Raw genomic sequence first — 20,061 nt, 5'->3', positions numbered from 1 at the left:
CATGTATATAGGCCGCTTCATACTTTATGTCAGGAAATTTCATTTGTTCCTGTACCACTTTAATGTATATCAGAGTATGATTTATCAAAAAAGCAAGCATGTTTCCCGGCCAATTGGTAAAGCTATCCTTGATACTAAAAGACAAGAGAGGTGACCAGCATGTTTTACCATGTAAAAGAGCTCCAATACAATGCAAAGCCAGAAAAACCGGATGCGGTCTATGCGAGAAAGCTGCAGGAAATCCTTGGCGGTCAATTCGGAGAAATCAGCGTGATGATCCAATACCTTTTCCAGGGATGGAATTGCCGGGCAGACCAAAAATACCGCGATATGCTGCTTGATATCGGAACTGAGGAAATTGCTCATGTCGAAATGCTTTCTACAATGATTGCGCAGCTGCTTGATAAAGCGCCTGTTAAAGAACAGGAAGAAGCAGCACAGGATCCAATCATCAGGGCAGCTATGGGCGGTATGAACGTGCAGCACGCGATTGTTTCCGGCCTTGGTGCGAAGCCGGACGACAGCATGGGATATCCTTGGACAGCCCGCTATACAGTGGCAAGCGGGAATCTGCTGGCTGACTTCCGCGCGAACCTTAATGCCGAATCACAAGGGCGTCTTCAGGCGGTCCGTCTTTATGAAATGACAGAAGACCGCGGGGTCAGGGACATGCTGTCTTTCCTGATCGCCCGTGATACCATGCACCAAAACCAATGGCTCGCAGCGATCTCAGAACTTGAAGCACGGGACGGCAAGGTCGTGCCTGGCACATTCAACCGCCAGCAGGAAAAGCAGGAAGTCTCTTATTCGTTCATGAACTGCTCGAAGGGGACAGACAGTGCAGAAGGCCGATGGGCAAAAGGGCCGAGCATGGATGGCCAGGGGCAGTTCGAATATATTGAAAACCCGGAGCCGATGGGGCAGATCCCAATATTGGCGGCAGGCCCGCTTTATATTCATGGAACAATGCCATCTGGACAGACACCTCCTCCATCCCAATTTTAATTAGGTTAAAAAGACAAGATCCGCCCCTGATCACTGGCGGATCTTTTTTTCGGTTCAGGGAAGTTCTTAACAAAAATTAATAATAAGCCTTCAGCAGCTTTAGCTTCCGATCTAGGACAACGTAAAAATAAGCGGCAGGACTTTTTGCAGGCTGGCATGATTTCATTTTCCTCATGAGTACCCTTAATGATTCTACAGCAGCAGGCAATATAGCTTCCTGGTCATTTTCCATCCCGTTCCTTTTAGCAGCAAGAAGTACTTTATTCCACAATTCTGCAGATGCTTCATCATCCTCCATAAGATAACGTGCCATGCAGGCAAAAGCATCAGGGATAGCTTTCATGGACATCCTCCTCATTAAGAGTCTCCATAAAGTATATGCAGTTTAAGAACGTATGTTCTTGTTTTTGGCCTTGTGCCAGTTATTGTTTGATTATTTCGCAGGATGAGTTATTCTAATTTCATCTGTATTGGCCTGAACCTATAGGAAATTCCTTTTCCTGAAGGGGAGGAATCAGAAGTTGACGTTAATTAACTGATATGCTTTTTCGTCTTGGGAGGTATTATGGAGAACTGGATTAAAGATGTGATTGAACAATTCGGCTATGCAGGAATTTTCCTGCTGATTGCGCTAGAGAACATTTTTCCCCCTATACCGTCTGAAATTATATTGACATTTGGCGGCTTCATGACGGCACAAACAAATATTACTGTTACTGGAACGATTGCAGCGGCTACCCTAGGCTCGACAGTGGGCGCTGCTTTGCTTTACGGGGCGGGCCTTTTACTGAGCCGAAACAGGTTTGAGAGAATGATAGACAGGTGGGGAGGCATACTCCGACTGAAAAAGGCTGATTTGGATAAAGCTTTTGGATGGTTTGACCGCTACGGCTATTGGACAATTCTGATATGCCGGATGATCCCGCTGGTAAGAAGCCTGATTTCGATTCCTGCCGGGATGGCAAAAATGAATTTTCCGCTGTTTCTGCTATTTACAGTCATCGGCACATTGATCTGGAATACCATCCTTGTAAAAATTGGAGCGGCCTTTGGCGATTCATGGGAAACGGCATTGAGGTATCTGGATATGTATTCTAATGTGGTGTATATGCTGATTGCGGCGGCTATTATTGGCGCAGCTTTCTTTTTGTTCAGGCAGAGGAAGAACTGAACATTGTCTTTACTTTTGACAAGAACAAAGTTATGATGATTCTTAATTGGATATTGTATAACTGCTAGGGGTGTCCGCACAGGCGGGCTGAGAGGAAAACCGTTGTTTTTTAACCCTTTGGACCTGAACTGGATCATGCCAGCGTAGGAAAGTAGAATGAGCAGCATTACTTTTTTATGTGTGCAAAAGCCTGGTCCTTCTTTCCATATGGGGACCGGGCTTTTTTATTGGGGGATCAGAAGAGCTGTAATCGCAGAAATTGATTGGAAGCCTACACCAGTTCCTTCCTGATAGATTCCTGTACCAGCAGGAATCTACGGTAAAATGGCCGGCACTTCATTTTAAAAACTCTAAGCAAGGCCGTTAAAGATCTAAACAGCCTTATATCCAAGATAAGTTAATACATAAAAGCACTGGGGGAGCCGGAGGAGTCCGGCTGAGAGTGGGCCTGTTCCGGCCCTGACCCTTATACCTGATCCGGGTTATGCCGGCGGAGGGAAGTGCGGGATTATATGCTTCGGCTGGCAAAGAGCCGGCCTGTTAATCCCTCCGCCTCCATTCCCTCAGTGCAAATTAGCATGGAGGGATTTTTTTTATGGGTAAAACACAAAAATTGACTGCTGCTGCAATGATGGCTGCAGTGGGTACGCTGTCAAGCAGCATGCTGTATATTCCGCTTGGCTTTACAAAAGTATTCCCGGTCCAGCATCTGCTGAATGTGCTGTCAGCGGTATTGCTTGGCCCTTATTACGCCGTGGCACAGGCGTTCTGTATATCGCTGCTCAGGAATCTGATGGGAACCGGCTCAGTATTTGCTTTTCCGGGGAGCATGGCAGGTGCGCTGCTTGCAGCGCTTCTCTACAGCAGGACAAAAAAGCTGTCGATGGCCTTTACTGGGGAAGTGATTGGCACCGGCATCATCGGTGCGCTCCTTTCATATCCGCTTGCCACAATGATCATGGGGCAGAAGGCCGCACTATTCGGCTTTATCCCGCTCTTTATCTTCAGTTCGACTGCCGGAGCCCTTCTGGGAATCATTATTTTGGCTATTCTGAAGAAAAAACGGACACCGATTTTTGAACAGGTCAATTTAAAGGATGAGGAGAATGAAGATGGACGAAAGAAGAACAGAATCCGCCAAGGATGAGTTATTAATAGGATTGGAAGAAAAGCTTCCGCCGGGGAAAACCGTTTTATATGGGCTCCAGCATGTTTTTGTATCGAATGTCTGGCTGGATCCGATCTTTGTGGCAGCTATGATCGGACTTCCATTTGCATTATCGGCCAATATGGTGAACAGCATCTTCATAGCAGCCGGAATCGTCACCTTTATACAGGCAACAAAACTGGTGAGACTTCCGATCATTCAGGGCCCCTCGGCTGCTTTTGATAGCATTATGATTTCTGCAGGGAAAGCGAATGGGCTTGCTGCAGCTACCGGGGGCATCCTGGTGAGTGCCGCCATTGTGTTCCTTTTATCAATAACCGGGGTGCTTGGGCGCTTGAGGGCCCTGTTCACACCAGTCATCTCCGGGACCGTCATTTTCTTAGTCGGGATCTCGCTTGCCGGGTTCACTTTGCATGAATTTCTGGGAGGCTCACCGGGTGATGAAGGTTTTGCCAGTCCATCAACCCTGCTGCTGTCGATAACGACTGCTTTGATTGTCCTTGGCCTTTCTTTGTTCGGAAAAGGGCTTTGGAAGTCTTTTTCGTTTTTGATTGCTTTGATTGCAGGCGATGCTCTTGCTTTTTCGCTTGGAAAAACTGATTTTGCCATGATCAAGGAAAGCGACTGGTTTGGGCTTCCCCAGTTTCTTCCTTATGGACTTACCTTTGAATGGGGAGCCTTCCTGACTTTTTTCATTGCATATCTTGTGGCTGTGATAGAGGCAATGGGCGTTTATCAGGCGTCCTCTGCCATGCTGAAAACAGAGCTGACTGCCAGAAGTATCCGCGGCGGTTTTTCAGGAGAGTCTGCAGGCTCTTTTGTGTCAGCCTTGATCGGCGGATTTCCGACTACAGCTTATGCGCAGAATGTAGGCCTGCTGCGTTTGACCGGGGTCGGCTCAAGATACCCGGTCATGGCGGCAGCTGTCATTTTCATGGTGCTCGGGCTTGTGCCTAAAGCGGGCGCACTCCTGGCTCTGACGCCGGCCCCTGTTGTCGGCGGAATCTTCCTGCCGGCTGCCGCAACGCTGGTGTTCACAGGAATTTCAATTCTGGCAAAGGCGGAAGCTACCCAAATCAACTATATGATTGTCGGGCTTTCCATGCTGCTGGCCATCTCACTGCCGGCATATGCGGTGAATGCGTCAGGAATTGCAGGGACATTCCTGACGAACAGCATCTTAATCGGAGCATTCACTAGCATCTTTCTTCAGCTGTCTTTAGTCAATCTCCCAAATCTGTTTAAGAAAGGAGCGGCAAGTGATGAAAGAAGAATCGATCAGTTTGATAGCGGAAATTAAAGATTTTATCGAAGCCGGAAATGATTCTGAGGAGAGGTTTGGCAGGCTGGCGCTGAAACTTTTCCGCTACCAGTATGAGAATAACGTATTCTATAAAAACTTTTGCCAGGCAAAAAGGAAGACTCCCTTTACAGTGCACACATGGGAAGAAATTCCCCCTATGCCGGTTCAGGGTTTTAAAGATCTGACACTAACCTGCGAACCGGCTGAAGAGGCAGAGGCAGTCTTTATGACAAGCGGGACGACCAATCCTGATGCTAAGGGTAAGAACTTTCATCCTGATTTATCCTTGTGGGATCTCTCCATGAAAGGCCCTTTCAAAAACTTTGTACTGCCTGACCGGGAAAAGATGGCCATTTTTGTACTGTCACCATCAGATGAGTATAACAAAAACTCTTCTCTCTCCCGCTACCTTACCAATGCTGTCTTTTATTATGGCAATGAGTACAGCCGCTTCTTCCACAATGAAGAGGGCCTCGACTTTCAGGGTGCAGCAGAGTCGCTCGGCCGGATGGCAGAAAGGGGAGAGCCTGTCCTGATTATGGGGGCGACATTTGCTTTTGTTCATTTCTTGGATTATATGAATGAAATGGAACAGTCTCTCCTTCTGGCTGAGGGAAGCAGAATATTTGATACTGGCGGGTTCAAAGGCCAGGCAAGGGAAATAACGCCGGAAGAAATGACTGCTCTTTATAAACGTTTCTTTGGAATAGAAAAGGATATGCAAATCAATATGTACGGCATGACGGAGCTCAGCTCTCAGATTTATGATCAGACGATTCTTTCCAGGCATTTGGGGAGACAGGGATTAACCGATAAAAGCGGTCCAGCTTGGCTGAAGACGAGAGTGCTGGACCCAGCCACTTTTGAACCGGTAAAAGAAGGAGAAGCGGGAGTGCTTGCACACTATGACCTGGCCAACTGGAATTCCTGCCTGGCTGTCCTGACGGAAGATCTTGGGTTAAAAACGGGGTACGGTTTCAAGCTGCTCGGGAGAGTAAAGGGTTCTGAGGCAAGAGGCTGCTCCATTGCAGCCGATCAGCTTCTCTCAAAGGGCGGCCGGTAAGGTGGCGGATACAGTCGATATCTACCTTTTGCCGTCATCAATCAAGCCCGCTGTTGTAAAAGAGAAGATTTATAACGCGGAAGGAGAAACTTTCTCGCTCAGATATCCCCAACTCAGCGGCGAAGAAATGAAACATGCAATTGAAGCTGTACTGGAAAAGCGCAGTCAATACCTTAAGGATTTGCCGGTTTCAAGCATTATCAGCAAAATTGATGCAGCGGTCCAGCTATGGCTGGATCCTGATTATCATCTGAGAAAGTTAGCCGAAAAGCTCCTTCCTGCCGTTACAGGCTATGACAGTGAAATGATCCGGCTGGAGCTGAAAAGGTATATGAGGACATTCCGGAAAAAAGAGCTCTTGCGCTTCCTGGAAGAAGAATTTGATTCTCCGGAGATGCTGGACGAATTCCGGCCAAGAAAGTCGGGAGGACTGAGCAGGGCTTACGGGCCAGACCTGATTTTTCACGTGTTTTCCGGCAATGTTCCGGGTGTCCAGCTATGGAGCCTGATCATGGGATTCCTTATGAAATCTGCACACCTTGGAAAAACTTCTTTTTCTGAGCCTGTCCTGCCGGTTTTATTTCTGAAATCCCTGGCAGAAATAGATGAAAGTCTTGCAGAGGCCGCAGCGGTTCTTCCATGGCATGGCGGGAATTCCCAATTGGAAGCGCCGGCTCTTGAATCAGCCGAAGCTGTCATTGTATATGGATCAGACAAGACAGTAAATAGCATTAAAAAGAGGCTTCCGGAAGGAAAGCGACTTCTGGCATATGGGCATAAAATCAGCATCAGTATGATCGGAAAAGAAGCTTTAACTCCTGATCTGTATGCGAGGACAGCCCGCAGGCTTGCGGAAGACATCTGCATCTATGACCAGCAGGGCTGTCTCTCTCCGCAATCCGTTTACATAGAAGAAGGAGGGACGGTTGAGCCCCGGCGTTTCGCCCAGCTGCTCGGCTCAGAGCTTGCCCGGTACGAAAAAAAACGGCGCAGGTCCGTATTATCAGAAGAAGAGCACCTGTCAATCCAAAGAACAAGGGGAAAATATGAACTGGAAAGACTGAAAGGCAGCAGAACCACAGTTTATAAAGATAATATGAATACAGGCTGGACAGTGGTTTTTCATGAAGGAAGCGGTTTTGAAGCTTCTCCTTTGAATAGATTTGTTCATATTTTTTCTGTCCCGGAACTTGAAGGATGCATAGGCAATCTTCAGCCATATAAAAAGTATATGCAGTCATGCGGGCTGGCGGTCCTGCCTGATAGGCTAATGGATATATGCGCCAAACTCGGTGAGGCCGGAATCAGCAGAATCTGCCCGGTCGGCGAGATGAACAGGGCAAAGCCTGGCTGGCATCATGACGGAAGCTTCAATCTGCTGTCGCTTGCAAGAGTCATAGATATTGAAAGAAATGCAGAAGAAGATATGGAACGCTATGATCCGGATGTTGAATAGGAGGAGGGGAAACTATGCTTGTAAAAAACAAAGTGGTCCTTGTTACCGGTGCGAGCAGGGGAATCGGCAGAGCAATTAGCAGGAAGATGGGTTCTGAGGGAGCTTTAGTCATCCTTAACTATCTTTCCAGCAGGGAGGCCGCCGAGTCGGCTGCAAAGGAAATAAGGGAGTCGGGCGGCCAGGCTGCTGCCATGCAGGCAGATGTAACTGATGAAGAGCAGGTCAGCAGGATGATGGACGATATTATCGAGAGTTATGGGGGCATCGATGCTGTCATTAATAATGCCTTAAGCCATTATTCTTTTAATCCCAAGAAACGCAAGGCAGCCTGGGAGCTTGAGTGGGACGACTATAACCGTCAGTGGGAAGGAAGTGTCCGCGGCGCTTATAATGTATGCAGGGCAGCCATTCCCTTTATGAAAGAGCAGATGAGCGGTAATATTGTAAATATAGCGAGCAACCTTGTAAGTTTTCCAGTGATTCCCTATCACGACTATACAACCGCCAAGTCAGGCTTGCTCGGGTTTACCAGGAATCTTGCAAAGGAGCTTGGCTGTTTTGGAATCACTGTCAATGCAGTTGCCCCAGGGCTGACCTATCCGACCGATTCGAGCGCCGGGACAAAGGAGGATGTAAGAAACAGTATTATTGAACTCACTCCGATGCAGCGCCTTGCAGCACCGGAGGATATTGCAGATGCTGCCCTTTATTTCGCATCCCCGCTCTCAAGCTTTGTGACAGGTCAGTGCCTGTATGTCGACGGCGGCCTGGTCATGGGCGGATGAAACTTTTTAACATCTTGTCCGTATAATAGTCAGAGGACATATAATCAAGATCTTGTTAGAAAGAGAGGAAATCTATGATTCCGATCCTGCTGACTATTATACTCGTTATAGGTTTGCCTATTTCTATACCAATTTTAATGAAAAAAAGAAAAGAAGCAGGCGTTACCGGCTTCAAAAGTGCCCTGACATCCATCTGTTTCTTCCTGATTGCCATTGTCAATCTTATTTCGTACTGGATGGGCTGGCTTGGGATTTTCAACTGGATGATGACATTTATCCTGCTGCTGGCCGGAGCCTATTTCACAAAATATCTGCATCCGGCGGGAACTGGGAATTAGCAGGGGGGAAGGCATATGCAATGGAAGAAATATTCATGATTGGCTCCGTGGGCACTGCTTGCGAGTATAGGCATGCTCTTGTATGCCCCTTTCCGCAGCTTTGCCATCCTGCCGATCATGATTATGTGGGTTTTCTATTATTTGTGGATCTATGTTGAGAATAAGAACACAGCAGCAGGCTTTTTTGCTTATAAATGGGGGCAGTTGATTTCCGTTCCAGGCACTTCGCTTTCCGCGGGGCGGCGCTGAGCCTCCTCTTCGCTTCGCACATGCGGGGTCTCAGCCCTGCCGCTGTCTCCCGCAGGAGTCTGCGTGCCTTCCACTCCAATCAACAGGCTCTAAAACTTGATTAGCAAGAGCTATCCTTACATTTGTAAAAGCTATTTCAACAGCAGCCTGTCTTTCTTTGCCACAGGACATTTTCAAACAATTACATATTTTCCGCCCGCTGGTGCTTTCTTTGGCTTATAATTATCCTTGTGACTTTCATTACCAAGGAGTACCAACATGAATCAGACTTTTACCGTTAAAGAAAAAATTAAACAAATCTTCATTTTATTGATCCCAATCCTGATTACTCAGCTTGGGATGTTTTCAATGGTTTTCTTCAATACCATTATGTCAGGAAAATATAGTGCATCCGATCTTGCGGGAGTGGCTATCGGGTCATCGATCTGGAATCCGGTATTTACGGGGCTAAGCGGTATCCTGCTGGCTGTATCGCCAATTGCCGCTCAGCGATTTGGTGAGAAAAAGCCTGGGGAGGTTGCATCAGTTGTCAAGAACGGCATGTATCTTGCCGTCATGATAGCACTGGCTGTCATTGCGGCCGGTTTTTTCCTGATAGGCCCGATTTTGGACAGAATGAATTTGGAGAGCGGTGTTGAACAGACAGCAAGAGGATATCTGATTGGTTTGAGCTTTGGGATTATCCCCCTATTTTTGTTCAATGTCCTCCGGTCTTTTATTTATGCTCTAGGAAAAACGCGCGTTGTCATGGTGATTCTTCTGTGTGCACTTCCTGTTAACTTCTTCCTGAATTTTGTCCTGATCTTTGGTTATTGGGGCTTTCCGGAGCTTGGCGGGGCAGGGGGAGGCTATGCTACTGCTGCCACCTATTGGGTAATACTTGCGCTGACGATTTTCATAATCAGGACACAGCAGCCATTTGCGGTGTTCAAAGTATTTTCTAATATGGGTGACTTCTCCTGGATTCAATGCAAGGAGATACTGAAAATTGGCGTTCCAATGGGATTGTCGATCTTTTTTGAAACGAGCATGTTTGCGGTTGTGACGATTCTGTTGAGCCGCTTCAGTGTGGAGACGCTTGCTTCCTATCAGTCGGCACTCAATATCGTTTCCTTCCTTTATATGATTCCAATCAGCATTTCGATGGCACAGACTGTACTGGTCGGATATGAGGTAGGAGCTAAGAGGAATAGAGATGCGAAGGCATACAGCTGGATCGGCATCTATTTGTCCATCGTCATTGCCCTTGTCACCGGCCTTCTGGTTGTCCTGTTCCGCTACCAGGTTGCAGGCTTTTATTCCAATGATGCGGCAGTGATTTCGCTGACGGCACATTTCCTGATTTATGCTCTATTTTTCCAGATTTCAGATGCCATCCAGGCAACTGCCCAGGCAGCTTTAAGAGGCTATAAGGATGTTAATCTTGCATTCATCATCACGCTTGTTGCCTACTGGCTGATCTGCCTCCCCCTCGGATATGGGCTGGCCCATTATACGAGCCTCGGTGCCCCAGGATATTGGATCGGGCTTACCGCCGGTCTTTTGGCAGCAGGCATCTGCCTGTCAGCAAGGCTGATTTATATTCAAAAGAAAAAATTCGCTCCAGCTGAAGGGGTATAATGGGAGGGAATGACATGAAAGTCCGCAAGCTTGAACCAGAGGATGGAGAAGCTTTTGCCGAGCTTATTAAAGATGTGGAAAATGAATCGTCATATATGCTGTATGGTCCAGGGGAACGGAAAGTTTCCGCAGACATTCAAAGAAAGATGATCGAGGCGCTTTCCAGCCGGGATAATGCCGCCATTTTCGCAGCAGAAGACAGCGGCCGCCTGGCGGGCTATTTGATTGTCAATGGCGGAATGGCCGGCAGGGTGCGCCACTCTGCTGCCCTTGTTATAGGCATTAAAAAAGACTTTCGGGGACAAGGAATTGGCTACAGCCTTTTTCAGAAGCTTGACAACTGGGCGAAGGAAGCCAGCCTGCACAGACTTGAGCTTTCAGTCGTCAGTAAAAATGAAAGGGCGCTTGCGTTATATAAAAAAGCTGGATTTGAAATTGAAGGTGTCAAAAAAGACTCATTATTCATTGATGGGAACTATCATGATGAATATATAATGGCAAAGCTTTTAAAATAAGGTCTGGCAAGAACCTGTCTTTTCAGCAGGTTCTTTTTTAAATTGTCCTGAAACAGGAATTTATAATTTTTGCCTCTAATCCTGGGTAAATGTCTATTCAACGAGGCCTTCTCTGACATATTCTAGACTGAAACCTATACGATGAGGGGGCTTGACATCTTTGTTGCTGCCCCTCATATGGAAAATAAAGATAGAATATGAGAGGAGAAGGCATGATGAATCAACAGCAGTTTATGTATCGCCCTGAAGCAGCAGCTTCTCATGGAGATTTGAGCCGCTTTGGCTTTGGCCGTCCAGGCTTTGGCAGATTCGGCTTCGGCCGTCCGTTTGGATTCGGTTTTGGCCGTCCATTTGGCTTTGGTTTCGGATTCCCATTCCTGGGAGGGTTAGCAGGAGGCCTGCTATTGGGAAGCGCTCTCGCCGGACCGTATGGATACGGCTATCCTTACCCTTATCCGCCTTACCCATACTATTATTAAAAATGGTTTTAGGCGGGACGGCGGAAAAGCAGCCCGCCTTTCTTACATAAAATATAAATATGACAGGAATTTCAGAGAGGCTGGAGAATAATATACTAGTGAATAAAGAGGGGCAATCCATGAAAACATTAATATCAAAGCTTGATTTCAATCAGTTATCAGACAGGCAGATTGGTGATCTTCTTTATAAAAATACCGCGGATGACAAAAAATCGGGAGAATGCATATTCGTCCTGGGAAGCAGCAAGGCTGTTGAATACAGACTGCCAAAGGCGCTCGAGCTGTATAACAGCGGCAGGGCAGGCAAGCTTCTTTTTTCCGGCGGAGTAGTCTGGGCACCGTCCAGGCTATGCGAGGCAGAGCTTTTAAAAGAGAAAGCACTGGCACTTGGTATCCCGGCAGCAGATATTTTAATAGAAAATCAATCTCTCCACACAAAGGAAAATGTGCTTGCTTCACTGCTGGTCCTTGACCGGGAATTCAATCTCCACAAAATAAAAAGGATATTGGTTGTTACAGCTTCCTGCCATATAAGAAGGGCATATCTGGCCATGAAAACCTATATGCCGGACTGGATAGAATACTCGCTTTGCCCTGTGGACGACATCCATACAAAAGAAGGGAACTGGCAGCTGTCAGAAGGAGGCAGGCTGAGGGCAAAGGGGGAAGCGGAAAAACTGATCTACTATGTTAAACAAGGCATCATAACAGACACTGAAGTTGAGATATCAGATTCTTAAAGAGAGGAAATGAAAATGAGGCAGATCATCGCAATAGGAGGAGGAGGATTTTCCATGGAACCTGAAAACCTCCTTCTTGATCAATATATCATTGGGCAGTCGCAAAATAAGAAACCAAAAATATGCTTTCTGCCAACGGCAAGCGGAGACCAGCAAAATTACATAGACCGATTTTATGAGGCTTTTGAAAAAATGGAGTGCATACCGGCCCATCTGTCGCTGTTTGAGCCAAACTTCAATGATGCTGAAGAATTTTTGCTTGGACAGGATATCATCTACGTTGGAGGCGGGAATACCCGCAATATGATGATTCTTTGGAAAGAATGGGGACTGGATAAGCTTCTGTTGAAATGCTATCAAAAAGCAATCATTTTGGCCGGCATAAGCGCAGGAAGCATCTGCTGGTTTGAAGAAGGCCTTACAGATCCTCTTAACGGACCGCTGTATCCCATTAAAGGTTTGGGCATCCTAAAAGGCAGCCATTGCCCCCACTATGACGGGGAGAATAAGAGAAAGCCAGCTTACAGAAATTATATCAGGGAAGGGCTCATGAAGCCCGGCTTTGCAGCTGATGATGGGGCTGCACTTCATTTTGTGAATGAGAAGATTTATAAAACGGTCAGCTCCCGAAAGAAAGCCAGCGCTTATTATGTAGAAGTCAATGATAACAAAGCTGAAGAAACAAAACTCGATTGCATTTATCTGGCAGACCTTTCCTATACATGAGTGGCTTCTTTTGATGGCCGTCATGCATTAATTGCACCATGATCTATACATGAGTGGCTTCTCTTGAGGGTTGTCATGTATTGAATGGGTCTCTTTTTATACATGAGTGGCTTCTCCTGAGGGTTGTCATGCATTGAATGGTTCTCTTTTTATACATGATCGGCTTCTCTTAAGGGTCTTCAAGCATTGATTAGGCCTCTTTCTATACATGAGTGCTTCTTTTATATGCCATGATGTATCGACTGGCTCCCTTCCTATCTTTCAGAGTGACTCAGTGCAAATAGGAAATACTATTGTTTGAACCCTGCAAAATCAAATAAAATCGCCCGCTTCCTATTTGGAAACGGGCGATTTACTGTTATCTTGATTCAGGGAATATTCTTTGCACTGTTTCGGAAAATTGATCAAACAATCCTCTAACAGGTTTTCCATTCTGAATGTCATCCCTATACCCGCGCATACGTTCCATGAAATCAGGATTGCTTGAGACAAACACTTCATTGATATTCTGATCTGCTGCCTGAACCTGATCAGAAACCTTCTTTTTCATTTCATCATTAACATCACCATTTTCCCCATTTGCGAGATTTACAGCTGCATATGCCTTGCTTCCGGCTGTAATGACTACCGCCTTATCAACTTCTTTCATAGCTTCAACCTTCTGCTGGGCATCTTCGGAATTACGAAGATTTTCATGATCGCTGTCATTTTGCCCATTATCTTCCAGTCCATTGTTATACTGCTTGTTGTTATTCTGTTCGTCGTCCAATAAGTTATTGGCATCGTCGGTTGCATCGCTGTCTGTGACATTCCTCATGGATAATGTGCCAGATTGGCCGTCTTTTCCATCCTGGCTGCCCTGGTTGGATGAGGCACAGCCAGTAATCAGCACAGACGCAGCAGCGCCTATTAAAAGCCATCTTAATTTTTTCATTCTAATACCTCCTAATTTTTATTCATGAGTAATTTTTCCAAAAACATAAATGTTATACATTTATTAAGAATAATGTTAAATAGGCTTTACATAATGTAAACTCTTCTATACAATTGACTTAATTGATGTTAAGTTGACTTAACAAGAGACGGTGAATGAGGTGTTTTATGGAAATCGGCAATCGTGTCAAAGAACTTCGTGCGAGAAACAGCTGGTCACAGGAAAAGCTGGCGCAGGCTTCAGGTGTGACGAGGCAGACAATCGCAGCGCTTGAAAAAGGGGATTATATCCCGTCCCTGCTGCTTGCCCTGAAGATATGCGAGGCATTCCAGCTGAAGATGGAAGAAGTATTTTGGCTATTAAAGGAGGAAGAAAAATGAAAACGAATCGGACAGTCTTATTAAGTTTTGTTTTATATGCCTTATTTGCCTGGGCTATGATAGCAATGTACGATGCCCAGACCCAGTTTGCAGAAGTGCTGCGGAATCCTGAGCCGCCCTGGTCATTGACGATTAATATCACACCGGTTGCCGTTTTTTTGCTGATAGGGGGTTTGATCAGCTGGTTCCTTTACAGCAAGAATAAGAAAAAGCGGTCAAGTATCGGTGCTCTGCTTCTCCTGCCGCCTGAGTTCGAGGAACAGGACGAACGGGAAAAAATGATGACTGCCAGAGCCTGCAGAAGCTCCTATATCTCCCTGTATTTTGCGGTGCCGTTTACTGCAGCCCTTATGCTCTTTTATCCTTTGCTCGAGGATAAGATCCCTTTCTACCCGATTCTGGTCATTCTGCTGATCCCGGCCATTCAGATGCTTTCTTATTATCTGTCGATACGAAAAAGTCTGTGAAGAATAGCAAGGCAGCTGCTAATATCCTGCAGCTGCTATTTTTTTTTGCAAAAACTTGAGATTTTTTTACCATAGTTTCCGTTATTATAGAAGAATCGGAAAAAAGGCGGGAGATACATATGGAAGAGGAAGCAGTGTGGATAAAGCAGGTGCTGGCAGGAAACAAGCAGGCTTACGAACATATCATTAACAAATACAAAAATCCTTTGTATGCAACGATACTCAGGATGACAAAAAACCCGCAGGATGCCCAGGATCTGGTCCAGGAGGCATTTATCAAAATTTATCATCAGCTTGGCAAGTATGACCAGAAAGGGGCTTTTTCAAGCTGGATGTACAGGGTAGCGGTGAATCACTGTATGGATGAATTCAGGAAGAAAAGCTCTCAGATCAAGCAGGCGGAAATGAGCGAGGCCTCTGCCATCAACACAAAGCACCCGGAAGTGATTCTTTTGAAAAAAGAGAAAAACAGGCAGATGGAAAAGCTGATCGGCACATTGCCGGAGGATGAAAGGATCATTATTCTCCTTCGCTATGCCAATGAAATGCCATATGAGGAAATCGCAGAAACGACCGGCATTCCCTTATCGATGGTGCGGAACAAGCTTCACAGGGCCAAAAAGAAAATGAGGGAAACAGTCAAAAAACAGGGAGGCTTTTATAATGAATTGTCCAACGGCGGATAAAATTTCCCAATATATCGATCAGCTTTTGAACGAAAAGGAATATTCGGAACTGAATCGGCATATCGCAGGCTGCCCGTCTTGTGCAGAAATTGCTGTAATATTTGAGAATGAAGCTGAATTTATGAAAGAGACACTGCAGACACCGAAGCTTCCTGACGATTTTGCTGAAGGCATCATTGGGCAGCTTGAATCATACAAACCAAAAAGGAAGTATGTCCCGGGGAAACGGATGGGCGCAGCGGCAGCCGGACTGCTTCTTGCTGCAGGAATCAGCACGGTCCCTGGCTTTGCAGACTGGGTCGGAGGGTTATTCTCTTCCAGTGAGGTAGATGACGGGCTGAGGATGGCATCACAGGAAGGACTTGCGAGCCGGGTGGATATCGCAGCAACGGATAAAAACACAACATTTAAAATAGAGGATGTAGTCGCGGATACATCAAGAATTGCACTCTCTTTTAAAGTTTTGGATTCAAATGGCAAACCGCTTGATACAAGTCTCGACATGGAGGAAACTGGAAACAGCATTGCGGCCTATGACCAGGACGGCAAAGAAATCGAAGGATATGGGATGGGCTGGTCAGAAGGCTCCGAGTATGGATTGATAGAGTTTTCATTAAGGGATATGAATGACTTGGAAAAGGTTCTCGTTAAAGTCGATCTTAAGGAGCTGAACGGAAAGCAGGGGAACTGGAATGTTGAAGTGCCTGTTGACTTGAAGGAAAGGCAAAAGTATACGAGCAGGCTGGCGCTCGATCAGCACAGCACCACTTCCAATGGAGTCTCCATTAACCTCAAGGAAGTGCAATTTGCTCCTTCCTCAAACGAGCTGATTTATGAGACAGCTTTTACGAAAGAGGAAAAAGCTGACGTGGAAACCAGGATTAAAGGCCTTGAAGAACAGTTTGGCAAGGAAAATGTCGGAAGGTTCTCTGGATTCGGTACCGCGATTCAATATCATATTGTGAATGATAAAAATGAAGCCGTTTATAAGCATAATACCTTTGCTGAGGGGCAGGGCCATCCAAGCGATGTGGGTTCTATATCCGGATCCGGCAAAGATCTTGACGAACTTGGGGCAATGCGCTGGAATGAATCATTCATCCCGCAGAAAGATAGAAGCAGCTATACCCTTGTACTCGATGGCGTAATCAAAACCCTGCCAGCCGATTTTTCCATTAAGATTAAACCTGACGATCTCAGGAAGAAACCCGTCAGCTTTGAATACGAAGGCAATCACTTAACAATTAAAAAAGCAAAGAAAAAAAATGATTACTCGCTGCGTAAGTCACTGCTGCCAATCCAAAAGGAATCCTATTTCGAAATTGAGATGGAGGGCGGAAAAGAAGTGCCTTCCGCTGATTTTGGATCATGGGTGATGACGGATGAAAAAGGAAATGTCTATCCCCTATTTCATAGCGGTTCCATTTTAGACGAAAAAGACAAAAATGGACGTTTCAAAACTACGCTCGACCTTAAAGCATATGATCTGGACAAAGCACCGGAAGAACTGACATTGCATCTCACTTCAGTAACCAGATATTATAAAGCAGAACAAGAATGGAGAGTCCCGCTCTTTAAATAAGTTTGTAAGAAAGCAGGCTCGTATAAGCCTGTTTTCTTTTTTGAGTAATTATGAGAAAATTTGCAACTTTCCTAAAGTCTGTACGTATATAAAGTATCTTTATTATGTTGTACAGCTACAGGGGGGATTTTCTTGGAAGAGAAAGGTACAAAGAAATGGACAAAACGGCAGCGTCTTATTTTATGGGGGTCCGCAGCAGTGATGATCATTATGGCTATGCTGTATTTTGACAGAGAAAAAGTTTATAAGGAAGAAAAGCCGCCGATGCCGGTGATCACAGTTGGAGATACAGAGGTGCAGGCAATCATGGGTTCTTACCGGTGGAATGACGGACTGGTGGAGAGAGAGATGAAGGATATTACCAAATCTCTGAAAAATCAGCATGTATACGAGAATGAGGAAATGAAGGTTGAATTTCCCGATGAAGCTGACAGCCCTGTTTTTATAGGAAAAAGCACTCTGATGCCTAACGGAAAAAAATTCCCGGATATATTGCCGAGTATAATGGGAGAAAACGGCTTAATCAGTGAAGGTGAGGGAATTAAAACAGCAGTTCTACAGGCATATTGGAAGGATGGAAAAACGGCTGAGTATTATCTTCCTATTAAAGTTGAAAAACAGCCACAGATAAAACCTTATTTTCCAAGGTCTAAAGGCCAGTATTCCATTGTGGTAACAGAAAAAGAGGCCACGCTGGAAAAAGATCTGGAGTTAAGAGGGAAGTTATCAAAGCAGTATCCCTCTGCATTTATAACAGTAGGGGCGTATACAGATTTACAAAGAGCGGAAGAAGAGCTATCGGAATTAAATATTAAAGAAGTACCTTCCTATATATTATTGGACGAGGAAGGAGAAGTATTCCGCAGCAAAGATATCGGGTTAATGGAAAAATATATAGATGAAAATGTACTTCCTCAAGCAACCAGCCAGGAAGGTATTGTAACCGAAGTCAATCGTGAACTGGGCTTTATAAAAATAGATGGGGTTCCGTTTTGGATTGATAACGGAGCAAAGTATCATACAGGCCAGAAACTTGCATTTAATGCGAGATATCCAGAAGACGGTCAATTATGGTTTCCAATTCTGGAAGAAGTCAGGGTTCTCGAGGAACAGGATAAAATCTTTTATGGCAGTAATTGGATGTCGAATGAAAGTGGTAAACTGTCCATACTTGCTATTGGAAAATCAAAAGAGAAAATGGAATCTTTGAAAAAAGAGGGGATTAAAACTGTTGTGAAGACTTCAGCTGAAAACTCTCTTAAAATGGAGAACGGAAAAGAGCTGACCGATTTTACAATTTTTGTTTTTAACGAAAAAGAGCTTATTTTTCAAACAGATGCTTATGATGAATTGCTTAAATTTCTATACTCTAAAGAGAACTTAGATACACGAATGAGTATCATTCAATAATGAAGGTATTTAGGAGCGTTAAAATGAAAAAGGTTGTTATGAAAAGAAAAGTCCAGCAAGCCTACCAAAATAAAATGCTGTCCAAAAAGAAAAGCCGCAAGCAGACATTTGAAACAGGTGTGGTATTTATAGGGATTGTCCTCCTTTTTTCAATAAGCGGACCGCTACAACAGGAAACTGGCAAGGCTTATAGAATGAAAGGTGAGCAGGTAGGCACATGGAGTATGCCCGCTTCTGAAATCCAACATAAACTTAGTGAGTTTGAAGGTTTCAAAGGCATTGCCATTGATACACATCCCAAACCGGTTAAATATATTATAAAAACTTCTTTCAATTCTGATGCTGCATCAGCAGCCAGGATGATCGACGAAGCACACAGCATAATTAGTACAGCAAATGATGAGGCCCATAAAGAAGTCTACCAAATCGTTGTGCGGGGAATGGAAAATGAGGTTTTAGAAAGAAAGGAGTATCCCTGATTAGGGATTCATGAGTCACCCTGATGGAGTGTGAAACTATTCAGAGTGACTTAAAAAGAGAATATGAGTCACTCTGATGGAGGGAAAAGCTGGTTAGAGTGTCTCAAGAGGAGAATATGAGTCACTCTGATGGTGGGGAAAGCTGGTTAGAGTGACTCAAGATGAGAATATGAGTCACTCTGATGGAGGGAAAAGCTGGGTAGAGTGCCTCAAGAGGAGAGAAATGAGTCACTCAAACAAAAAAGAAAGTCAAGAAGGCGCCTGAAATAAGGAGGAAGCAATAATTGAAGCTTAGAAAGCTCATCCAGAGAAAATTGACTGCTTCGTTTGCTGTCTCAGCAGCGGTCTCCATATTGTTTGCTTTTTTACTGTCTATGATTCTGAACCTGCCTATGGACTTGGAACCGCCTTTCTTGGCTGGCTGCTTTTAGTTATGCTGTATGCAGGAGCGATTGTCTTTTTTTACGGGAACCTTGTTTCGTTTCTGCTTGAAGTTTTGCAGAAGCGGGTAGCTGTCCTTAGGAAAGACTGGTTTTATATCCTTCTCCACGGGCTTTTCGGATTGGCAAACGGACTGCTTTTTCAAAATACGATTGCAGCACTATATGGTATGGGAGCAGCTCTTTTATACGCCTTACTGGACAGGCGGATTTTCAGGAGAGAAGGCAGCATCTTATTTATAGTACTTCCGCTTTTCTGCGCCGGTTTGCTTTGGGGTTATCTTTTACTGATATCAGATCCTCAGCCCCCTTTTACTGAGACGGAAGCGCTAGAGTTTGCTTCACTGGGAGAAGGATCGATCACTGACCACTTCCCTGAGAGAGAAGGAAAATGGGAAGGAGAGATTAAAGGATATCAGGTGGTAAAAGAAACGTCAGCAGAAAAAATAGGGAGGGAAAAATTCATTATTACATACAATGAATCGTGGGAAAAAGAAGGAAAGTCCGGCTCATGGTTTTTTTCTTATGAAGTTGGCCGTCAATCCATGTCTGCCAAAGGAGGGAGAGGAGAAGAGCCGCCATATTATAAGGAAATGGGACGGCCATAAGCGGGACCGGCTTGTACCTCATAAAAAAGGGAAGCAAATAGGCTTTCCTTTTTTATTTCTTTCTTAAAATAGGGTTCTATAAAGCTTATTGCCTCCCGTTCTACACTCCGCTATAAATCTCATCCATCGGCCTGGCCAGCATCATATTCAGTTCCTGGATTGCCTGGAAGATTTGTTCTTCTGCCTGCAGATAAGAAGCGGTTTTAGGATTTTGCATCAGACCGGATTCCAGCACCTGCAGTTTCTGGATATCAGCAGGACTCAGGTTTTCTCCGCGGATTTGCTTTTCCTGCAGCAAGTGGTGGATGCTGCGGAAATCCTCGATCAGCTGCCTTGCTGCCGGGTCGGCATTAATTTCTGCTGCCAGCTTCCTCAGCAGCTGATACTCCCTGCTTCCGCGAATAATGGTTTCCAATGCAGGCCCCTGCTCTAATAAAGCTTTCATTATTTCCCCTCC

Annotated in this window: 24 protein-coding genes and 2 riboswitches; of the genes, 21 read left to right on the top strand and 3 right to left on the bottom strand. The window is 45.2% G+C overall.

Features of this window, described 5'->3' with window-relative positions; all coding sequences use genetic code 11:
* Nucleotides 1–159: 159 nt before the first annotated feature.
* Entirely contained in the window at nucleotides 160–1,005 is an 846-nt protein-coding gene (locus tag FZD51_RS01420; protein ID WP_148973109.1) for a manganese catalase, read from the top strand.
* A 76-nt stretch (nucleotides 1,006–1,081) separates the two neighbouring features.
* Here the strand turns inward: FZD51_RS01420 and FZD51_RS01415 are convergent, their stop codons facing one another.
* Nucleotides 1,082–1,348 carry a hypothetical protein gene (locus FZD51_RS01415; protein ID WP_148973108.1) on the bottom strand — a complete coding sequence of 89 codons (267 nt, stop codon included), beginning with the start codon at nucleotides 1,346–1,348 and terminating at the stop codon, nucleotides 1,082–1,084.
* Between the two features lie 222 nt (nucleotides 1,349–1,570).
* Here FZD51_RS01415 and FZD51_RS01410 point away from each other — a divergent pair, with 222 nt between their 5' ends.
* From FZD51_RS01410 to FZD51_RS01350, 13 genes are all read left to right on the top strand, one after another.
* Nucleotides 1,571–2,176 carry a DedA family protein gene (locus tag FZD51_RS01410; protein WP_148973107.1) on the top strand — a complete coding sequence of 202 codons (606 nt, stop codon included), beginning with the start codon at nucleotides 1,571–1,573 and terminating at the stop codon, nucleotides 2,174–2,176.
* Nucleotides 2,177–2,232: 56 nt separating this feature from the next.
* Nucleotides 2,233–2,343: riboswitch (TPP riboswitch) on the top strand.
* A gap of 238 nt (nucleotides 2,344–2,581) precedes the next feature.
* Nucleotides 2,582–2,692: riboswitch (TPP riboswitch) on the top strand.
* 79 nt (nucleotides 2,693–2,771) lie between these two features.
* Nucleotides 2,772–3,323: an energy coupling factor transporter S component ThiW gene (gene thiW / locus FZD51_RS01405; protein ID WP_148973106.1), complete on the top strand. Its 552-nt coding sequence runs from the start codon at nucleotides 2,772–2,774 to the stop codon at nucleotides 3,321–3,323.
* Nucleotides 3,289–4,644 carry a solute carrier family 23 protein gene (locus FZD51_RS01400; RefSeq protein ID WP_262380613.1) on the top strand — a complete coding sequence of 452 codons (1,356 nt, stop codon included), beginning with the start codon at nucleotides 3,289–3,291 and terminating at the stop codon, nucleotides 4,642–4,644. Before thiW ends, FZD51_RS01400 begins: the two co-directional genes overlap by 35 nt.
* Entirely contained in the window at nucleotides 4,607–5,710 is a 1,104-nt protein-coding gene (locus FZD51_RS01395; protein WP_148973105.1) for a LuxE/PaaK family acyltransferase, read from the top strand. The genes FZD51_RS01400 and FZD51_RS01395 overlap by 38 nt, the downstream gene beginning before the upstream one ends.
* On the top strand, nucleotides 5,673–7,166 hold the full coding sequence (locus FZD51_RS01390) for an acyl-CoA reductase (protein ID WP_262380612.1): 1,494 nt from the start codon (nucleotides 5,673–5,675) through the stop codon (nucleotides 7,164–7,166). Before FZD51_RS01395 ends, FZD51_RS01390 begins: the two co-directional genes overlap by 38 nt.
* Before the next feature lie 14 nt (nucleotides 7,167–7,180).
* Nucleotides 7,181–7,951, top strand: coding sequence for a 3-oxoacyl-ACP reductase (locus FZD51_RS01385; protein ID WP_148973104.1), 771 nt, complete (start codon nucleotides 7,181–7,183; stop codon nucleotides 7,949–7,951).
* A gap of 74 nt (nucleotides 7,952–8,025) precedes the next feature.
* Complete coding sequence (locus FZD51_RS01380) at nucleotides 8,026–8,289, top strand: hypothetical protein (protein WP_148973103.1); 264 nt, start codon at nucleotides 8,026–8,028, stop codon at nucleotides 8,287–8,289.
* A 39-nt stretch (nucleotides 8,290–8,328) separates the two neighbouring features.
* A complete protein-coding gene (locus tag FZD51_RS25990) occupies nucleotides 8,329–8,538 on the top strand; it encodes a hypothetical protein (protein ID WP_187445581.1) in 210 nt (69 codons plus the stop codon).
* Between the two features lie 258 nt (nucleotides 8,539–8,796).
* Nucleotides 8,797–10,158 (top strand): MATE family efflux transporter, encoded by a 1,362-nt coding sequence (locus tag FZD51_RS01370; RefSeq protein ID WP_148973102.1) that lies wholly within the window; start codon nucleotides 8,797–8,799, stop codon nucleotides 10,156–10,158.
* A 14-nt stretch (nucleotides 10,159–10,172) separates the two neighbouring features.
* Nucleotides 10,173–10,673: a GNAT family N-acetyltransferase gene (locus FZD51_RS01365; protein ID WP_148973101.1), complete on the top strand. Its 501-nt coding sequence runs from the start codon at nucleotides 10,173–10,175 to the stop codon at nucleotides 10,671–10,673.
* 233 nt (nucleotides 10,674–10,906) lie between these two features.
* Nucleotides 10,907–11,152 carry a hypothetical protein gene (locus FZD51_RS01360; RefSeq protein WP_187445599.1) on the top strand — a complete coding sequence of 82 codons (246 nt, stop codon included), beginning with the start codon at nucleotides 10,907–10,909 and terminating at the stop codon, nucleotides 11,150–11,152.
* Between the two features lie 119 nt (nucleotides 11,153–11,271).
* On the top strand, nucleotides 11,272–11,892 hold the full coding sequence (locus FZD51_RS01355; RefSeq protein ID WP_148973100.1) for a YdcF family protein: 621 nt from the start codon (nucleotides 11,272–11,274) through the stop codon (nucleotides 11,890–11,892).
* Nucleotides 11,893–11,907: 15 nt separating this feature from the next.
* On the top strand, nucleotides 11,908–12,618 hold the full coding sequence (locus FZD51_RS01350; protein ID WP_187445580.1) for a Type 1 glutamine amidotransferase-like domain-containing protein: 711 nt from the start codon (nucleotides 11,908–11,910) through the stop codon (nucleotides 12,616–12,618).
* 358 nt (nucleotides 12,619–12,976) lie between these two features.
* Here FZD51_RS01350 and FZD51_RS01345 read toward each other — a convergent pair whose 3' ends face one another.
* Nucleotides 12,977–13,552, bottom strand: coding sequence for a YhcN/YlaJ family sporulation lipoprotein (locus FZD51_RS01345; RefSeq protein WP_148973098.1), 576 nt, complete (start codon nucleotides 13,550–13,552; stop codon nucleotides 12,977–12,979).
* 167 nt (nucleotides 13,553–13,719) lie between these two features.
* Here FZD51_RS01345 and FZD51_RS01340 point away from each other — a divergent pair, with 167 nt between their 5' ends.
* The 7 genes from FZD51_RS01340 (at nucleotide 13,720) to FZD51_RS01310 (ending at nucleotide 19,604) form a co-directional block, all read left to right on the top strand.
* On the top strand, nucleotides 13,720–13,932 hold the full coding sequence (locus tag FZD51_RS01340) for a helix-turn-helix transcriptional regulator (RefSeq protein WP_420886201.1): 213 nt from the start codon (nucleotides 13,720–13,722) through the stop codon (nucleotides 13,930–13,932).
* Nucleotides 13,929–14,399, top strand: coding sequence for a hypothetical protein (locus FZD51_RS01335; protein ID WP_148973097.1), 471 nt, complete (start codon nucleotides 13,929–13,931; stop codon nucleotides 14,397–14,399). The genes FZD51_RS01340 and FZD51_RS01335 overlap by 4 nt, the downstream gene beginning before the upstream one ends.
* Before the next feature lie 119 nt (nucleotides 14,400–14,518).
* Entirely contained in the window at nucleotides 14,519–15,085 is a 567-nt protein-coding gene (locus FZD51_RS01330; RefSeq protein ID WP_148973096.1) for an RNA polymerase sigma factor, read from the top strand.
* The gene (locus FZD51_RS01325) at nucleotides 15,063–16,667 is read left to right on the top strand and encodes a DUF4179 domain-containing protein (protein ID WP_148973095.1); all 1,605 of its coding nucleotides are present in this window, start codon (nucleotides 15,063–15,065) and stop codon (nucleotides 16,665–16,667) included. Before FZD51_RS01330 ends, FZD51_RS01325 begins: the two co-directional genes overlap by 23 nt.
* A gap of 264 nt (nucleotides 16,668–16,931) precedes the next feature.
* Nucleotides 16,932–18,077: a hypothetical protein gene (locus FZD51_RS01320; RefSeq protein ID WP_148973094.1), complete on the top strand. Its 1,146-nt coding sequence runs from the start codon at nucleotides 16,932–16,934 to the stop codon at nucleotides 18,075–18,077.
* 23 nt (nucleotides 18,078–18,100) lie between these two features.
* Nucleotides 18,101–18,556 carry a hypothetical protein gene (locus tag FZD51_RS01315; protein WP_148973093.1) on the top strand — a complete coding sequence of 152 codons (456 nt, stop codon included), beginning with the start codon at nucleotides 18,101–18,103 and terminating at the stop codon, nucleotides 18,554–18,556.
* Nucleotides 18,557–18,989: 433 nt separating this feature from the next.
* Nucleotides 18,990–19,604: a GAF domain-containing protein gene (locus FZD51_RS01310; RefSeq protein ID WP_148973092.1), complete on the top strand. Its 615-nt coding sequence runs from the start codon at nucleotides 18,990–18,992 to the stop codon at nucleotides 19,602–19,604.
* A 100-nt stretch (nucleotides 19,605–19,704) separates the two neighbouring features.
* On the opposite strand, the gene FZD51_RS01305 is transcribed toward FZD51_RS01310, so the two are convergent.
* Nucleotides 19,705–20,049, bottom strand: coding sequence for a YlbF/YmcA family competence regulator (locus tag FZD51_RS01305; protein WP_148973091.1), 345 nt, complete (start codon nucleotides 20,047–20,049; stop codon nucleotides 19,705–19,707).
* Nucleotides 20,050–20,061: the final 12 nt, after the last annotated feature.

This window comes from Bacillus infantis (assembly GCF_008180445.1).
In the GTDB taxonomy this organism is placed as follows: Bacteria; Bacillota; Bacilli; order Bacillales; family Cytobacillaceae; genus Bacillus_AB; species Bacillus_AB infantis_B.
This window is presented reverse-complemented; position numbering and strand designations above follow the sequence as displayed.

What these genes read in the sequence shown, in the direction of transcription:
- FZD51_RS01420 (WP_148973109.1), top strand. Translation starts at nt 160, where the DNA reads ATGTTTTACCATGTAAAAGAGCTCCAATACAATGCAAAGCCAGAAAAA.
- FZD51_RS01415 (WP_148973108.1), bottom strand. Translation starts at nt 1,348, where the DNA reads ATGAAAGCTATCCCTGATGCTTTTGCCTGCATGGCACGTTATCTTATG.
- FZD51_RS01410 (WP_148973107.1), top strand. Translation starts at nt 1,571, where the DNA reads ATGGAGAACTGGATTAAAGATGTGATTGAACAATTCGGCTATGCAGGA.
- thiW (WP_148973106.1), top strand. Translation starts at nt 2,772, where the DNA reads ATGGGTAAAACACAAAAATTGACTGCTGCTGCAATGATGGCTGCAGTG.
- FZD51_RS01400 (WP_262380613.1), top strand. Translation starts at nt 3,289, where the DNA reads ATGGACGAAAGAAGAACAGAATCCGCCAAGGATGAGTTATTAATAGGA.
- FZD51_RS01395 (WP_148973105.1), top strand. Translation starts at nt 4,607, where the DNA reads ATGAAAGAAGAATCGATCAGTTTGATAGCGGAAATTAAAGATTTTATC.
- FZD51_RS01385 (WP_148973104.1), top strand. Translation starts at nt 7,181, where the DNA reads ATGCTTGTAAAAAACAAAGTGGTCCTTGTTACCGGTGCGAGCAGGGGA.
- FZD51_RS01380 (WP_148973103.1), top strand. Translation starts at nt 8,026, where the DNA reads ATGATTCCGATCCTGCTGACTATTATACTCGTTATAGGTTTGCCTATT.
- FZD51_RS01370 (WP_148973102.1), top strand. Translation starts at nt 8,797, where the DNA reads ATGAATCAGACTTTTACCGTTAAAGAAAAAATTAAACAAATCTTCATT.
- FZD51_RS01365 (WP_148973101.1), top strand. Translation starts at nt 10,173, where the DNA reads ATGAAAGTCCGCAAGCTTGAACCAGAGGATGGAGAAGCTTTTGCCGAG.
- FZD51_RS01360 (WP_187445599.1), top strand. Translation starts at nt 10,907, where the DNA reads ATGTATCGCCCTGAAGCAGCAGCTTCTCATGGAGATTTGAGCCGCTTT.
- FZD51_RS01355 (WP_148973100.1), top strand. Translation starts at nt 11,272, where the DNA reads ATGAAAACATTAATATCAAAGCTTGATTTCAATCAGTTATCAGACAGG.
- FZD51_RS01350 (WP_187445580.1), top strand. Translation starts at nt 11,908, where the DNA reads ATGAGGCAGATCATCGCAATAGGAGGAGGAGGATTTTCCATGGAACCT.
- FZD51_RS01345 (WP_148973098.1), bottom strand. Translation starts at nt 13,552, where the DNA reads ATGAAAAAATTAAGATGGCTTTTAATAGGCGCTGCTGCGTCTGTGCTG.
- FZD51_RS01340 (WP_420886201.1), top strand. Translation starts at nt 13,720, where the DNA reads ATGGAAATCGGCAATCGTGTCAAAGAACTTCGTGCGAGAAACAGCTGG.
- FZD51_RS01335 (WP_148973097.1), top strand. Translation starts at nt 13,929, where the DNA reads ATGAAAACGAATCGGACAGTCTTATTAAGTTTTGTTTTATATGCCTTA.
- FZD51_RS01330 (WP_148973096.1), top strand. Translation starts at nt 14,519, where the DNA reads ATGGAAGAGGAAGCAGTGTGGATAAAGCAGGTGCTGGCAGGAAACAAG.
- FZD51_RS01325 (WP_148973095.1), top strand. Translation starts at nt 15,063, where the DNA reads ATGAATTGTCCAACGGCGGATAAAATTTCCCAATATATCGATCAGCTT.
- FZD51_RS01320 (WP_148973094.1), top strand. Translation starts at nt 16,932, where the DNA reads ATGCCGGTGATCACAGTTGGAGATACAGAGGTGCAGGCAATCATGGGT.
- FZD51_RS01315 (WP_148973093.1), top strand. Translation starts at nt 18,101, where the DNA reads ATGAAAAAGGTTGTTATGAAAAGAAAAGTCCAGCAAGCCTACCAAAAT.
- FZD51_RS01310 (WP_148973092.1), top strand. Translation starts at nt 18,990, where the DNA reads ATGCTGTATGCAGGAGCGATTGTCTTTTTTTACGGGAACCTTGTTTCG.
- FZD51_RS01305 (WP_148973091.1), bottom strand. Translation starts at nt 20,049, where the DNA reads ATGAAAGCTTTATTAGAGCAGGGGCCTGCATTGGAAACCATTATTCGC.